At 62.1% G+C, this 15,938-nt stretch carries 11 protein-coding genes; 4 read left to right on the plus strand and 7 right to left on the minus strand.

What is annotated here, in order from left to right:
- The 3 genes from ACNJ7K_RS11395 to ACNJ7K_RS11405 all read left to right on the plus strand — a co-directional run.
- On the plus strand, positions 1 to 1,613 hold a 1,613-nt coding region (locus ACNJ7K_RS11395; RefSeq protein ID WP_487041708.1), incomplete at its 5' end, for a sigma-54-dependent Fis family transcriptional regulator.
- Positions 1,614 to 1,869: 256 nt separating this feature from the next.
- Positions 1,870 to 2,154: a YciI family protein gene (locus ACNJ7K_RS11400; RefSeq protein ID WP_088899482.1), complete on the plus strand. Its 285-nt coding sequence runs from the start codon at positions 1,870 to 1,872 to the stop codon at positions 2,152 to 2,154.
- 1,615 nt (positions 2,155 to 3,769) lie between these two features.
- Positions 3,770 to 4,060 (plus strand): hypothetical protein, encoded by a 291-nt coding sequence (locus ACNJ7K_RS11405; RefSeq protein ID WP_159419448.1) that lies wholly within the window; start codon positions 3,770 to 3,772, stop codon positions 4,058 to 4,060.
- Between the two features lie 61 nt (positions 4,061 to 4,121).
- On the opposite strand, the gene ACNJ7K_RS11410 is transcribed toward ACNJ7K_RS11405, so the two are convergent.
- The 5 genes from ACNJ7K_RS11410 to ACNJ7K_RS11430 form a co-directional block, all read right to left on the minus strand.
- Entirely contained in the window at positions 4,122 to 4,985 is an 864-nt protein-coding gene (locus ACNJ7K_RS11410) for an SMP-30/gluconolactonase/LRE family protein (RefSeq protein WP_088899484.1), read from the minus strand.
- A gap of 88 nt (positions 4,986 to 5,073) precedes the next feature.
- Positions 5,074 to 6,696 (minus strand): AMP-binding protein, encoded by a 1,623-nt coding sequence (locus ACNJ7K_RS11415; RefSeq protein WP_088899481.1) that lies wholly within the window; start codon positions 6,694 to 6,696, stop codon positions 5,074 to 5,076.
- A complete protein-coding gene (locus ACNJ7K_RS11420) occupies positions 6,696 to 7,802 on the minus strand; it encodes an acyl-CoA dehydrogenase family protein (protein ID WP_088899480.1) in 1,107 nt (368 codons plus the stop codon). The genes ACNJ7K_RS11415 and ACNJ7K_RS11420 overlap by 1 nt, the downstream gene beginning before the upstream one ends.
- Positions 7,795 to 8,955, minus strand: coding sequence for an acyl-CoA dehydrogenase family protein (locus tag ACNJ7K_RS11425; RefSeq protein WP_088899479.1), 1,161 nt, complete (start codon positions 8,953 to 8,955; stop codon positions 7,795 to 7,797). Before ACNJ7K_RS11425 ends, ACNJ7K_RS11420 begins: the two co-directional genes overlap by 8 nt.
- 5 nt (positions 8,956 to 8,960) lie before the next feature.
- Entirely contained in the window at positions 8,961 to 9,734 is a 774-nt protein-coding gene (locus ACNJ7K_RS11430; protein ID WP_088899478.1) for an enoyl-CoA hydratase-related protein, read from the minus strand.
- A 1,439-nt stretch (positions 9,735 to 11,173) separates the two neighbouring features.
- Between ACNJ7K_RS11430 and ACNJ7K_RS11435 the strand changes: the two genes are divergently transcribed.
- Positions 11,174 to 12,817 carry a flavin-containing monooxygenase gene (locus tag ACNJ7K_RS11435; RefSeq protein WP_039585267.1) on the plus strand — a complete coding sequence of 548 codons (1,644 nt, stop codon included), beginning with the start codon at positions 11,174 to 11,176 and terminating at the stop codon, positions 12,815 to 12,817.
- Between the two features lie 430 nt (positions 12,818 to 13,247).
- Here the strand turns inward: ACNJ7K_RS11435 and ACNJ7K_RS11440 are convergent, their stop codons facing one another.
- On the minus strand, positions 13,248 to 14,435 hold the full coding sequence (locus ACNJ7K_RS11440) for a TetR/AcrR family transcriptional regulator (RefSeq protein ID WP_081263483.1): 1,188 nt from the start codon (positions 14,433 to 14,435) through the stop codon (positions 13,248 to 13,250).
- A 518-nt stretch (positions 14,436 to 14,953) separates the two neighbouring features.
- The gene (locus ACNJ7K_RS11445; RefSeq protein ID WP_088899477.1) at positions 14,954 to 15,868 is read right to left on the minus strand and encodes a LysR family transcriptional regulator; all 915 of its coding nucleotides are present in this window, start codon (positions 15,866 to 15,868) and stop codon (positions 14,954 to 14,956) included.
- Positions 15,869 to 15,938: the final 70 nt, after the last annotated feature.

The following is a 15,938-nucleotide window of genomic DNA, read 5'->3' on the forward strand; positions in this document are numbered from 1 at the left end:
CGAAGCTTGTGCGTGCGGCGCGGCCGGTCCTGGATCGGTTGGCCGATCAACTCGCCGATGCACCGGTGACGATCCTGCTCGCCTCGCAGGATGCGACCATCGTCGACCGGCGGGCCGGGCAGCGGTCGCTGCTCGGTCGTCTCGACCGGGCCCAGGTCGCCCCGGGGTTCATCTTCGCCGAGGAATGCGCCGGAACCAACGGGATCGGCACCGCCCTCGAAGAACGCAAAGCGTTCCGGGTCCGCGGGGAAGAGCACCTGCTCGAGTCGCTGCACCCGCTGGCCTGTGTCGGCTCCCCGATCGTCGACCAGGTCTCACGCGCGGTGACCGGCATCGTCGACATCACCTGCCAGGTCGACGATGTCAACGAGCTGATGGCACCGCTGGTGCTCTCGGCGGTACGCGACATCGAAGAACGACTGTTCGCCCTGTCCGCCCGCAGCGAGCAGAACCTGCTGCGCGAATACATGCGCAGCAAACGCCGCGGCCACGCCGCGGTGGTGGCGATGAGCCGGGACACGGTGATCGCGACCCCGACGGTGTCACGGTTGATGGACTCGACCGATCAGATGATGATCTGGGACTGGATCAGCACCCATCTGGCCGCCAAGGACGAATGGGAAGGACCGCTGCGTTTCGCCGAGGGGATCGACGTGCGGGTCCATGCCCGCCGGGTCGGTGAGTCCACCGATCCGCTCAGCGCGATCATCGAACTGCGCCCGCTGGCCTCCCCGGCTCCGCCGCGTCCGCGCGCCCGCCTGGCCCCCGCCGCGCCCGCCGGTGCGGCGCCGGCGACGCGTATCGCCGGCCGCAGCCTGGCCGCGCACCGACTCCAGGACCGGGTCGACGAGATCGCCGCGACCGTCGCGCCGGTGCTGATCATCGGCGAGTCCGGTGTCGGCAAAACCCATCTGGCCCGGCAGATCCAGCACCGCTGGGGACCGAACGCCCCGGTCCCGAGCGTCGACGCGTCGACGTTGACCCCCTCGGCGGTGGCCGAGTTGCGGGCGCGTCTGTCCGGCAGTTTCGCGTGCATCCTCGAGCACCTCGACGAGGTCCCCGACGACGCTGTCGCTCCTACCCGGCGGTTGCTCGACGCCGCCGTCGAGCTCGGTGCACCGGTGATCGCCACCGCCACCTCGAGCACCCCCGACGATCTGCGCCATCAGGTGCAGACCCATGTGCGGCGCAGTGTGTGCATCCCACCGCTGCGCCAGCGCATCGAAGATCTCACCGATCTCGCGCGGGAGTTGCTCGCCGCCGAATTCCCCGACCGTCCGACCCCGCAACTGCAACCGGCCGCGCATCGGGCGTTGATCGACCATCACTGGCCCGGCAACCTGCGCGAACTCGCCTCGGTGCTCAGTACCGCGGCGGCACGGTCGATGGGATTCGACATCAAACTCGAACATCTGCCCGCCGACTACCGCACCCTCGGTGCCGGCCGCCGGTTGACCTCGCTCGAACGCACCGAACGCGAAGCGATCGTCCGCGCCCTCGACGAGTCCGACGGCAACAAATCCCTCGCCGCCCACCGACTCGGTGTGGCCCGCTCGACCCTCTACCGCAAGATCCGCGCACTGGGCCTGGAAAACGAAACGTTCGGTTCCTGACCCCTGAAACACTCTGTCGTATAACGGGATATCCTCGCCGCTGAGTCTGCGGGGACACCCTCTTCCTCACGCCGAGCGGACGTCTCCCCATCTCTGTTCGGGACAGCAATGATGCCGTTTGTACCTCGTCGTCGTGCACGGACGGTGTTGCAAAATAGGACACTCGCTGCGGCATCCGACGCCCTACCGTTCTCGAGTACGTATTCCATGAGGAGTACGCGCGTCGTTTCATGACCGTATCCCCCGAGGAGTGACCATGGCCCTGTTCGCTGTTATCTGGTCGTACACCACTGACGCATCCGTCAAAGAGGCCGCCCATGCCGACCACCTGGTCTTCGTCAAGGACGCGGCCGCCAAAGGCGTGCTACAGGAAGCGGGCGCCTGGGCCGACGGAGCCGGCGCGCTGCTCGTGTTCAAGGCGGACAGCGAAGACGACCTGCAGGCCCTGCTCGCCAAGGACCCCTATGTCACGCAGGGTGTTGTCGTCGACCAGACCATCTACCAGTGGAAGCCCGTCCTCGGACCCCTCGTGGGAATCTGACGACGAAGCGGCATGCCTAGCTTCTGTTGGTCACAGCATGCAGCATTTTTGCAGTTGACCAGACGATGGGACGCACAGTGTGTGCATTCGACGAAGGCGCGGATCGTATGTGGGGCCAGGAATTGCGTCACGTGACGTCCTGAGGCGCCCGTCGATACATGGTGGAGTGAACGCGCGGACGGAGATGCAGCCGGCCGATCGAGTGCTCGCCTGATCGGGTCCAACCAGATCCACGGGTTCGAGAGACAATCAGCGCAGGGTGCGGCTGTAGATTCACACAACCGACGTGTCAACGGAAACCGGTGTGACACGGCAATCTTGGAACAGATCTCTCTATCCTTGACGTGGGCGCTACGCCGGAAGTCAGCCACGGCTGTTCCCGCGCCCTCACACTCGGTTTCTATGCCCCCACCGCCCTTCAGAATGTCGCGCCCAGCGATCGCCGGGTCCTCGAAGCCTTCGGGATACCTGGGCGGGAGATCTGGGAGGCTCTGGCCAACGGAAACTGGACGTGTTCAGTAGATGTGCGCGGATGGTGCACGGCGAAGCCTTGGCCACCGAGCACATGGTCGAGACTCGGGTAAGAACTGTGCTCCACGCTCCGAGGCCACTGAACGAGCATCCAGAAACGATGGGGTGGCAAAGTCACGCAGTAGTGAACAATACTGTTACATATATTGATTGAGCAGGTATCTTCCGTCGACAGTCATGCGGTCCAGAAACAGCGAACTACCTGTTGACGGTTCGTCTCATGAGCATCCACCGAGAGCCACGTGTCGGCCGATGGTGCGTATGCGGCATGGGCGAGGCGGCGTGCCTCCGCCACTGGGCACGGGCAGATCCCACCTGCTGCCTGCGCTCGGGCTGCCGGGACCCTGCTTCGGTGATCAAAGGCGATGATCGAAGCAGGGTTCTCCGTCCTCGATAGAACACCCCCTTCGCCGGCGAGCTGTTCGCAGCATGTCGACGTAGCGACGGATCGCCGCAGTGCGCGCTGTGGTGTTCGTACTGGCCCATCCACGACCTGAATCGCTGACGCGGGTCAGAGTCGTCCTACCGATACCCATCGAGGTGTACGTTGCTGTCGTCGGCTCCGTATCGATGTGCTTACCCGGATCCGGCTTCATATCTCCAGTGAGAGAACGTATTCGCGCCGATTCCAAGCAGACCGAACACAGAGTGATCCGAGCTCGCTGGCCCGTCGCCGGAGATGGCGCTGAGTCAGTAACGACAGGAGGTCGTCCACACGATCATATGACAGGGGTCGTAGTGAAGGAGTAGATGCACGATGACCTTGTCCGGTCCGCACCTCGGGGTAATGCCTTCGGTTTGTCGTTCTCAACCTGAGTCCGGTTCCGACACCGCACCTGTCCATACGGCGGCGTCCCAGCGGAGCAGGACGGACGCCGCGGACCCGCGCACAGTTGTATCGAACATCAATCCAGGAGAAGCTGAGTCGAATTCGGATATTCGGCAAGAGTCGGAGTTCGATGCTGCAGGGTTTGTCGAGTTCGCCGAACGTCACCTCGAGTGGCTCGATCGGGTCGACAGTGCCGAAGCCCGAGCGTGGCACGAGGTGAGGTCCCGGGGTGGTCGGATATACACGTGTGTGCCTATGAACCCTGATGCCGAAGTCACCGAGCCGATCTGTATCGACCTTTTCAATGGGGACTTGTTGACATCACCGGCGCGTGAACACATTCAGGTTGCCACTTCTTCGCCGGCGATCAGGAAAACCTACGATCGCTGTGTCGCCACGATCGAGGCCGAACTTCCAGCCTATGACGTGCCTGATGCACTCGGGTTCTCCACGATACTGAACACCTATTTCGGGTACGCCTGTCAGACCGACTTGGTTTCCCTCCTCGCGCGTATCCCACCTGCAGTGCGCCCGAATCCCGCATAAGCACCGGGGTCGACTCGGCCGAGATCAGCCCTTGGACCCGATACTTCTGCGGCAGTCCTACTCACATTGCCGGGCTGCCCTTGTAACCGACGTTCGCAGTCGCGACTACCGAAGTCGACTTGCCGTCGTGAAACTCCTCGAGCGTGGTCACATTGCACGCCATGTACAGGGTGCGGAGATCGTCACCGCCGAATGCACAGGTGACCGACCAGGCCCCATCGATCGCAACCCTGTCGGTGATCTCTCCTCCCTCGACAACTCGGTAGAAGCCACTGTCCGACTCGAGGGTCAACGCGTTGCCGAACCACACACCGCCGTCAGCGTCGAGTGCGATGCCATCCGGGTGAACGGAATCGTCGAGCTGGGCCCAGATTCGCTCGTTGGCCAGGCTTCCGTCTTCCTGGATGTCGAACGCCGTGATGCAGTGCCGCCATGTCTGGGCGGTGAGAAGAACTCTGTCCGGGGTGATCGCCATGCCGTTCGGGAACAGAACTTCACCACCGACGGGGTTGATGGAGCCGTCTGCGGACACATGGACCAAGCGTGTTGTCTTCGGGTCTTCCTCCCCGAGAGCGAAACCGAAGTTTCCGACGTACGCATCACCTTTGCCTGTGACGATCATGTCGTTGCCGATGCCACCGGCGTACTGGCTGAAGTCAGCGTGCACCGACTGTGTACCGTCGGGTCCGATCCGCACGACGGTTCGATCCATCTGTGACACGACGAGGACCGAACCGTCATCCAGGAAGCCCAGTCCCGATGGCGAGCCTTCGACCTCGGCGACGTCGGTGTACGAACCGTCGGCGTTGAACGTCTTCACCGTCTTGCTGAAGAAATCACTGGCCCAGAGCTTGCCATGGTGCCAACGAAGACCTTCGAGGAACTGGTGACCGGTCGAGAAAACGGCCGAGCGGTGCTCTCTCATGATGTTCTCCATCCCGCCGCGAGGGATTCGCGGCGATGGTCATTGCTCGAGGAATGAAGGGTGCTTGTGTCCGGTGTGTCGGGTCCACTCAACGGTGGACTGTGCCTTTGACGCGGTCCGCCGCGAGCTCCCGCAATTTGAACTTCTGGATCTTCCCGCTTGCCGTCCGCGGCAACTCGTCGACGACGATCAGGCTTTCCGGGAGCTTCTGCCGTGCGATGTTGCGTTCGATCAACCAGCCGGTGAGATGCTCGAGCTCGATCTCGACTTCGGGCTCCGGTACAACGATCGCGCAGACTCGTTCTCCGAGGACGGGATCCGGCGATCCGACGACCGCGACGTCGGCAATCATCGGATGGGCGAACAGGTGGTCCTCTACCTCTTTGGCACTGAGATTCTCGCCGCCGCGGATGATGATGTCCTTCTTGCGGCCGACGATCTCGAGGTAGCCCTCGGTGTCGAGACGTCCGAGGTCACCGCTGCGGAACCAACCGTCCGCGGTGAACGCACTGTCGTTGAGTCGGTTGTCGAGATATCCGAGGAACATCTCCGGCCCGCGCAGCAGAATCTCACCGGGAACCCCTGGGGTCACGTCCTGCATGTCGTCGTCGACGATTCGGATCTCCGCAGACTTGATTGCTCGGCCATCTGTCGTTGCTCGTTTGGTCAAGGGATCGTTGCGCTTGCCGGCCGATGCCGTCGGAAACTCCGTCGATCCGTAGACACGCGCAACCAGAGCATCAAGGGTGTCGGTGGCCTCGATGACCAGGTCAGGGGGAACATCGGCGCCACCACAAAGGAAGTTCCTCATCGAGGAGAGGTCATGTGACGAGCCGGACGGGTCGTGGACGATCCCGTGCAGGAACGGAGTCGCAGCGACCGTCGTGGTGCAGCGGTGCTCGTCGATCAGACGCATGCCCGCCTGCGGACTCCAGACATCGAGCAGCGCCACGCCGCTGCGCAGCATCGGTGGTAGCTGGATCCCGTACAGGATTCCGGTGATGTGTCCGACCGGCGATGGCATGAAGATTACATCGGATTCGCTCAGTTCGAGAAGGTCGGCGATGCTGCGGTTCTCGTAGTTGAGAGTGTTGTGGCTGTGCATCGCGCCCTTGGGATCGGATGTGGTTCCCGAGGTGTACAGCAGTAGCACCACATCGTCCGGTGAGCGGTCGACACGGTTCGGCTTTTCCGCGCCTTCGACGAAGGCGTCGTACCGGATGCCGCTGGCTGGGCTCCCCTCACCGACTACTACGACGGTGGGTGGTTCGTCCAGTTCACGAGCGATCTCGCAGGCCATCGCCGCATAGTCGAAGTTCCGGAAGACCGACGGGACAAAGACGATTTTCGAAGCAGACTGTCGCAGAATGAACGCGGTCTCGGTCTGCCGGTAGATCGGGATGATCGGGTTGCTCACAGCACCGATACGTATGGCAGCCAGATGGACCACGCACGCTTCGATCCAGTTCGGTAACTGCCACGAGACGATATCGCCAGGCGCAATGCCATGCGCTTGCATGGCGCTTGCCAACGCGTTCACTGCTGCGTCGAACTCGGCGAAGGTCAACGATCGGGTCGGCTCGGCCAGTGCCATCCGGTCCGGTACCGCGGCGGCTGCGGTCGCCAGATAGTCGTCGATGAAGGCGCCGTCCCAATCCCCGGACGCCACGTAGTCGCGAGTGGGAGCGACATTTCCACCTCGTGGGATCATCAGACCGCCTTCGCCGTGCTTGCGTGTTCTGTGGTCTGCGCCAATGCTGCCGCACCGACCATCTCTTCCAATGTCCGGGTATCGCCGTACCAGGGTCGTAGGGCGAGCGCTCGTTTGTAGAACCAGTGCAGATCGACCTCGGCGGTGAATCCGATTCCGCCGTGCACCTGGATCGCGTCCTGGCAGACCTCGACGGCCACCTTGGAAGCGTGCGCCTTCAGCACAGCTGCGTCGACCGCTGTCGGCGCTCCGCTGTTCACCGTGTCCGCGAGTACGGAATCGCAGAGATTCCGAACCGAGGCGGCATGTACATGCATATCGGCGATGATGTGCTTGATCGCCTGGTAAGATCCGATCGGCCGACCGAATTGCTCACGCTCCTTCGCGTAATCGATCGTGGTGCGTACGCAATGGGCGGCGATTCCACTCAACTCACATGCGACGAGCGTTCTGACCCACGAACGGATCTCTTCGATCAGCCTCGGCGCTGCAGACGCATCAGCGAGCGGCGTGCCTGCGACGCCGTCCAGACCAACCGAGGCGAAAGACGAGAGCGGATCTGCGTTGGCATCGGTCTGGATCATCTCGAGGCCTCCCGCATGGGGATCGACGAGCCATAACTGCTGATCATCCGAAACGACGACCAGCTGCGTAGCATCACCACCGAACCGAACGAGGTGACAGCGTCCGAAGAGTCTGCCGTTGCGGACGGTGATCGATCCGCCGTCCCAGTCTCCGGTGGCGTGCGGATCGACGAGGGCCAACTGTCCGTCACCGCTCATCGCTGCCTTGAACACTGCGCGGGCGGTCTCCGGTGCATCAGCGGCCAGAACAGCAGGAAGTAGCGAGTTCTCCAGCAATGGCCCCGGTACCAGATACCTGCCGTACAGGGTGAACAACGGTCCGAGCGACGCCATCGGAAGCCCCAGCCCGCCGAACACCTCGGGTACAGAGGTAGCGAACACTCCCATCTCGCCGAGAACACCACCGAGCTCGGTGACCCTCCTCTCCGAGAGCACTGCGCGTCGGGTGGCGGAATCGTAACTGCGAGCGAGGAAGTCTTCCAGGCTGTTGGCCAGTTCTGCAGTAGTGGTGTCGTCAGCCACGAGGGAGTCCTAGCAGTCGTTCCGAGATGATATTTCGCTGAATCTGAGAGGTGCCGCCATAGATGGAGGTCGCCCGCGAATAGAGGTGGTCATGTGCCCACCGATCTGATGCCAGCCCCAACGGCCGACTTTCCTCGACGGCCCGGTATGGACCGAGAAGCTCGGCGATCTCCCCGAAAATTATCTGCTCGACCTCGTTGAGCAGAAGCTTGTCGACGGAATCCTCCGGAGTCGGGACCTCTCCCGCAGCGAGTCGCGCGACCGTTTTCTGCGTTTGCGCGCCCAGGACTTTCAATGCAACGTGTGCCTTGCCGATCGCTATGCGTACACGGCGTCCGAGCCCGGTTTCCGGCGCGGGAAGCCCATGATCTCGAAGCGCAGCGACGGCGTCTTCGAACGCGACCTCGTAATCGACTCGCCGGCGCAACGTGTAGGCGGCGCGCTCGATGCCGAGAGTGTGCGTCGCAACAGCCCAACCGCCGTTGAGCTCTCCGACAAGATTCCGCCGCGGAACGCGCACTTCGTCGAAGAAGACCTCACAGAATTCGCGGTCGCCCGTCATCTGCTCCAGTGGCTTCGGCGTGATTCCCGGCGTGGACATATCCACCAGCAGGTAGCTGATTCCGGCGTGCTTGTGTGCCGCAGGGTCGGTACGAACGAGCAGCGCACACCATTGTGCCTTGTGCGCCCAGCTGGTCCATACCTTCTGGCCGGAGATGACGAACTCGTCACCGTCGAGCACGGCCCGGGTGCGCAGCGAGGCAAGGTCCGATCCGGCCCCGGGTTCGGAGAAGCCCTGGCACCAGATGTGCTCACCGGAGAGCAGCTTCGGTAGGAGTTCTTCTCTCTGCCACTGCTGGCCGAACTCGTCGATCGATGGTCCGACGACGTCGAGGCCGATCAGACCGATAGGCATCGGCGCCCGGGCATAGGCCAATTCTTCAGCGAACGCCAGTTGGTGCAGATGGGACAGCCCTTGGCCACCGGCCTCCTTGCTCCAGCTGATGCCCAACCCTCCGGCTTCGAACAGCACTTGCTGCCAGTCGCGCAGAACATCGAATCGCTCGTCGAGATCGAGGGGAACGGTGGGAATGTCCGCGTCGGCCAGCCACGCGCGGACCCCGGACCGATACTCGGCCAGATCCGTCGTCATCTAGGTCACCTGCCCGTGTAGTGGGGAGTACGACGTTCGAGGAAGGCGTTGACTGCTTCCTTGGAGTCCTCGTAACCGGACAGTTCACCGGTGAGCGACTGCTCGTACTCGTAGCCGGACTTGAGGTCCATGTACTCGATGGTGTTCATACTCAGCTTCGCGAAGCGCAGTGCGGCCGGGCTGTGCCGGGCAAGTGAATCGGCGAGAGCCTGGGCACGAGTCATCAGCTCGTCGTTCGAGACGACCTCGACGATCCCACCGAACTTGTAAATGTCTGCGGCCGGCACCATGTCACCGCTCAGATGCATCAAGCGGACCATGCCTTGTGGGACGAGACGCGAGAGATGCTTGGCGCCACCCATAACCCCCACGTTCACTTCAGGCAATGAAAATCGCGCGTTCTCCGCAGCTACGACCAGGTCACACGAGGCTGCAATGCACAGGCCCGTACCGACAGCCGCACCCTGCACCGCTGCCACCGTCGGCTTCGCACTGTCCCGGATCGAGAAAAAGGCCTCGCGTACCTGTTTCATGCGTGCGGGCGAGTTCTCCGGCGACAGGGTCTTGAATTCTTCCAGGTCGTTGCCACCGCAGAAATGCTTGCCGCGGCCTGCGACGACGACGACACGCGCGTCGGGAAGGTACTTGTCGACATTGTCGAAGAACTGCTTCAGTTCGACGTACATGTCCTGGCTGACTGCGTTGGCCGGCGGGCGGTTGAGCCAGACCGTCGCAGTCGCTCCGGACTCCTCGAACTCGATAAACTCGAACGTTTCCATGCTGGTCCATCCTGTTCTGAACACCGTGAGCAAGCCTGCAGCGTCCGACATTAAGTCTATGACTGCTAATCTCTAGTCGGATGCTTGTCTCGTGAGATGAGAGCACATTAGGGACCTTATCCGCATTTTGTCAACGGCTACTAATTTTTCACCCCGCGCGGAGCACAGATGCAGTCTGCGTAGCCGCGCATCTCGCTCCGGATCGGAATGCCCGCTCGTGCACCACCTTTCGTCGACAAGTCGCAATACGCACTACGAAGCCGCAGTGCGGCACAGTAGGCAGCGCGGCAATACATGCAGCCCCCGGCCGGGTCGGCCGCTCCTTGCTCGACCGACCCGCTTCACCACCACAACTTCCCCACACAGCGTCATGCACGTCACAGCACGATGTCAAGGGATACTAACTTCAGGCCCCTGTCCTAGTACCACGCAATGGATCCACATACGTCGACGCAGACATCCCGAGCGGCCGGTAAAGCCCCAGCGGCGCCCAACAATCGTCGAGGACTTCTCCCCTAGCAACGATGATTCGCGAAGAAACTCCCCCCACCGGTGACAACAAGTCATCAAATGCTAAGAAGATCTCCTAAACCGACTCGAACCCCTCTCCTCGATCCCGAGAAGTAGGCCGCTCACCGCTCACGCAACGGCACACGGTCAGCATCGGGGAGAGGCGTGTCCTGAGATCGACGCTGGCGGTCTTTACGCGGCAGCCTGGACGATCCGGTTCTCCGCACGCCCACGAGACCGTCGTCCTCGACCCGTCGAGATTTCGGGCGCCTCGTCGTGAACCAAGAATCACTTGTCGGACGCTGCGAACCGATCAGCTTCCATGCGCTCCGAACGATATTGGGAGGCTATGTAAGGTCTCGATGAGGCCGGTCGGTGGGAGACCAACCCTTGACGCATCCGCGATACGCGGCGGGTGCGAAGAAGTTCGGGGCCGGTCGACGCATTCCACCCGGCACCATTACGGGTCGACTCGGCACACCGTATGCGGGTCTCGGGCCATCCCGGTGGACACCGGTCGCCACCTCGAGATCCCCGAGCCGCCTATGAGCTCAATTAAGTTAGCGATGGTTACCATTAGCGAAACGCTGCACCGTCCATACTTCGAGTCCGAGGCCGGCGGCTCCCCGACCACCGTGACCAACGACCGTGCAGAACACCTACATTCACTACAGTCGCATGGACGCGTCGGGAAGGCGCGGGTACCAGATCATCGCGAACACGAATTAGTGATTCTTGACATATTTTGACGACGGGGGCACCATCGTCCCATTCGGAGAGTGCGCGTTAGCGCTCGATGACATTCGTGAACTCGGGACATCGAAGGGTGCCCGCTGCGGCGTCCGACATCGACTTTGTCCAGAGCTGCGATCGATCAGATGAATCGAACAGCCCGAGGCTTCAGATCCAAGGTGCGAAAGGAATACACAATGGTCTCCCTACTCGAGGACACTCGTCCCGTAACCGAGGAGCTCGACGTGCTGGTAGTCGGCGGCGGGTTCGCCGGCGTCTACGCGCTCGAACGCCTGCGCGCGTTGGGGTTCACGGTGAAGCTGTACGAAGCAGGCTCCGAGGCCGGCGGTGTCTGGCACTGGAATCAGTACCCCGGCGCCCGGGTCGATACCGAGGCCACGGCGTACCAGTTTTCCGACGAGCGCATCTGGAAGGAGTGGGACTGGTCGGAGATGTTCCCCGGTCAGGAGGAACTGCAGGAGTACTTCCGCTTCGTGGTCGACAAGCTCGAACTCGGTCCGGAGATCCACTACAGCACTCGCGTGCTCGCAGCCCGATTCGACACCAGTCGCGATCAGTGGGTTGTCGAGTCCCGCAACGAGAATACCGGTGAGACCTTTCTGACCCGGGCACGGTTCTTCCTTCCGATGCTCGGTACGGGTTCCAAGAAGCTCATCCCGAACATCGCGGGGCGCGACACCTTCGAGGGCGACATCTTCCACACCGCCGAGTGGCCCACGGGCTACGATATGCGCGGCAAGCGCGTCGCGGTGATCGGCACCGGCGCCAGCGGTGTACAGGTCATCCAATCGATCGCCCCTCAGGTGGAGTCGATGACGGTCTTCCAACGCACGCCGTCGATGACGCTACCGATGTATTCGGCCAAGCTCGATCATGCCGCGAACGAGGAGCTACGCAAGAGCTACCCGAAGTTCTTCGAGTTCCGCAACCAGACGTTCGGTGGTCTCGCCTACGACCTGGTCTACAAACCGACAGCCGAGATGACCGACGAGGAGTTCACCGAAGGACTCGAGAAGCTGTACGCCGAAGGAGGCCTACAGATCTGGCTGGGCGGTTACGCCGATCTGTTCTTCGACGTCGAGGTCAGTAACCGAATCTACCGTTTCTGGCGCGACAAGACCCGCGGCCGGATCAAGGATCCCGTCCTCGCCGAGAAGTTGGTTCCGACCGAGCCTCCGTATCCCTTCGGCTCCAAGCGATGCCCGCTGGAATACACCTACTACGAAGCCTTCAACCAAGACAACGTCGAACTCGTGGACGTCAACGACAACCGCATCGATCACATCTACGAGAACGGCATCGTCACCGCTGATGGTGTCGAGCGCGAATTCGACGTCATCGTCCTGGCGACCGGATTCGACTCGTTCACCGGTGGCCTCTGCGACATCGACATCGTAGGCACGAACGGTGAGACCTTCGGCGAGACCTACGCGAACGGTGTTCACACCCTCCTCGGTCGTGCCACCTCGGGTTTTCCGAACATCCTCTTCGTCTACGGACCGCAGAGCCCGTCGGCCTTCTGCAACGGACCGACCTGTGCAGAGCTCGAAGGAGACTGGGTGATCGACTGCCTGGTCAGTATGCGTGAGCGGGGCCTGACCCGGATCGAAGCGACGCCGGAGGGCGAGAAGGAGTGGCAGCAGCACTTCGAGGAAGTCACCGCCGCCACGATCTTCCCGCTCGCGGACTCCTGGTACATGAATGCCAATGTGCCCGGGAAGAAGCGTGAACTGCTGGCCTACCCCGGTGGTCTGGCCCAGTACCTGAAGAAGAACCAGGAGTCGGCAGAAAACGATTACGCCGGCTTCGTCCGCACCTGAACACAGTGATGTGACGGCACGGGTGCTGGGGTCGGACAACCCCAGCACCCGTGCCGTCACTGTTGAAGTAGATGGATGCGCCGCTCCACTGTGTGAGCTCGACGTTCGAGCCCGAGGTCACCGAATACTCGCTCACGGCGATGAACACTGCGCTCGAGCAGTTTTCGGAACCTCGGCAGGTCCTTCGATCCGAACGACACGGTCGGGACCTGGCCGGCATCCGCCCGACGTCGACTACGCCCTCAGGTCCGAACGCACCAATATGGACGACGTCGACGCCGATCTGTCACGTACGGCCCACCAGGCGGTCGTCTCCAACTCCGGTGCTCCGACCGGTCGAGAGCGGGAGAAGGGTCCGGTTCGAAAACCGACCTACAGATCGGAAGGCAGAGGCGTGCCTGACCCACGCGTCCCAGCACGCCGGTCGACATCAGTCTGCAAACAGGGCATGCACTACCCGATCGAGCTCGGATTCGAAGTCCGGGGAGCGGAGGAAATGGGGAATCCGAACCAAGTCGTGCACCACGGTGACCGCGATGCTCACGAGCGACTGCGCGGCCGCCGGGTCGACATCCGGCCGGACCGAGGAGTACCACCGGCGCAGCTCGGAGACAAAATCGTCATTGATCCGCTCGAAGCGCTCACGATCCTCGTCTGGAAGGTAATGCCCTTCGGTCAGTGCCACGGCGAGGAGATCCACGGCCTCGATTCCGAGACGCACGTACCCGGAAATCAACGCGGACAACACTTCGGCCGGATCAATGGAGGTGCGCAGCGCTCGAACGACCTCCAATGCTCGCCACTCGGCGAATCGCTCCATCAATGCGACGAGGATGCTCGACTTGGTCTTGAAATACCGGTAGATCGCCGGACCGGCGAACCCGACATCCGCTCCGATATCGTCGATGCTGACGCCGGCATATCCACTGCGACGAAAGGCTGCCGCCGCGGCCGCAAGCAACTGCTCGCGCCGCGCCATCGGCACGTTCTCGACAGTCGGCGTCTGCCGGCGACGCACAGGCTCGACTGTCGGCGCAGCGATGATCCGTTCGCATGCCGTTGCCATCACGGTAGCGAGACGAGACCGCGAAAGCGCGCTGTCGTAGAACGCCGGGCTGGTCAAGACGCTGACAACCGCCCAACTGCGAACATCGGTTGCGAACGCGCCGAGGCCGGGGTGGCACGGACGGATCAGTCGACCGGCAACGTTGTCCGAGATCCACACTGCCCTGCTTCGTACGGTTCGGAAATCATCCTCGTCGAGATGGCGTGCTTCACGCTGCCACAGCACCGACAGCCGGCGACTTTCGATACCGACACGCGCCAGGTAGTCGAGATGCCGGGCCAGCTCCTCATCCGACTCGACCTCTGAGATCGAATCCAGAGCGTCGATCCAACGCTGTTGATCCTCATCGATGATGCGGGCGAGGAGTTCCTGCTTGTTCTTGTAGTGCCGATACACCGCACGCGCGGTGACTCCACTCGCCTCGGCGATATGGTCTACGCGAACGGCGTGAAAGCCCCTGAGTGCGAACAGCTCACGTGCATTGTTCGCAATCTGCACATTGCGGTCCTTCGGCCGACGTGACGTCGGTGCAACTCGGGCTTCAGCCCCCATGGGTCTCTCCGTTCATGACGGGCTCAGCTCCGGACCTCGCCTCCGGTAGACACGTCGCGTCGCTGTTGAGCATGTCGGTCCAACTACGCCCCAGCCAGGGCGCTCCCCCGTCGGGTCGTGCGAGACTGCTACGTCGCTCCGGTTGAACGAGCACAGACCTCCTCCAATCTTCCGGAGACACTTCGCAGCCACACACCGACCACGACAAGTTGTTACCTCAGGTTACCTAATTTGCGCCTGCGACCCGACATGAACCACCCGCAAGCACATATCATGCAGGTTGTTTATCTCAGATGAGAGGTCAAACCACCATCTGGTGACGACCACTGACAGTTATGGACCATTGACTTACTATCCTATCGGTCGATAGGATCGGCCGAATGGACGTCCGAAGACCGAAGGCTGAAAAGTGAAGAGCTGCTCGGCATTCCCACACCGTCATGGTCTGTCCGTTCCCGAGACAGACAAGATGCCGGAGGCGTCCTTCCACCGCCACAGCCATCCGAGCGACACGCGAATCAGCGTGAATCACCGCCCTGACCCGGCGCCCTCAGATCCGGATTCTCGCTGACGATGTCGAGAAGAACCTCGATGACGGCCTGCACCCGTGCCAGGCGAGCCAGTTCTCGCGGAACAACCAACCAATAGGTTCTCTCGGCCACGAACTTGTCCGGGAGTACGGGCACGAGATCGGGATCGGCATTACCGATGTAGGTCGGGAGCGGCGCGATACCCACCCCGTACCTGACAGCCTGATAGTGGCCGGTGATGTTGTTCGTCTGGACATGCGCGCGATCTTTGGGCAGGAGACGCTCGAGTCGACGTAACGGCTCGACGTCCAAGATGGCGTTCACGTACCACACCAACGTGTGGTCCTCGAGGTCGTCGAGGGCCTCGATGGCACTGTGCGAGTCGAGGTAGCGACGTGATGCATAAAGACGCAGGTCGTAGTTGGCCAGCTTGCTGACAGACACCGATCGTGGTGACGGCCGTTCGAGAGTGACTGCGAGGTCGAAGTCGCGACCGGTCACCAGATCGTGTGTGGTCGACGTACGCAACTCGGTGAACAGGTCAGGGTGTCTGTCGCGCACCATGCCCAGTCCCGGAACCAACACATAGGCGCCGAAACCGTCCGGGGTGAGAATCCGGACAGTGCCGTGAAGACTGCCGGATCCAGCGGACGATGTCGCGTCGAGTGCAGCCAACAGAGTCGATTCGACCGCTTCTGCGTACGGCACCAGACGCCGGCCGGCCTCGGTCAGTTGCCATCCCGACGATCCCCGGTCGAACAGTCGCGCTCCCATGTCTTTCTCGAGTCTGGTGATCCTGCGCGACACCGTGGTCTGATCGACGTCCAGACGTTTGGCCGCGTCCACGATCCGCCCGGTCCGTGACAACTCCAGCAGAAAACGCATGTTATCGGCGGTGAACATCCCACTCCCTCGCTGCTGCAAAATTGCAGTTCTCACTGCGAAGATACTCGTTGACCGCGGCACATATGCA

Origin of the sequence: Rhodococcus shunpengi (genome assembly GCF_048381395.1) — a bacterium.
Classification (GTDB): Bacteria; Actinomycetota; Actinomycetes; order Mycobacteriales; family Mycobacteriaceae; genus Rhodococcus.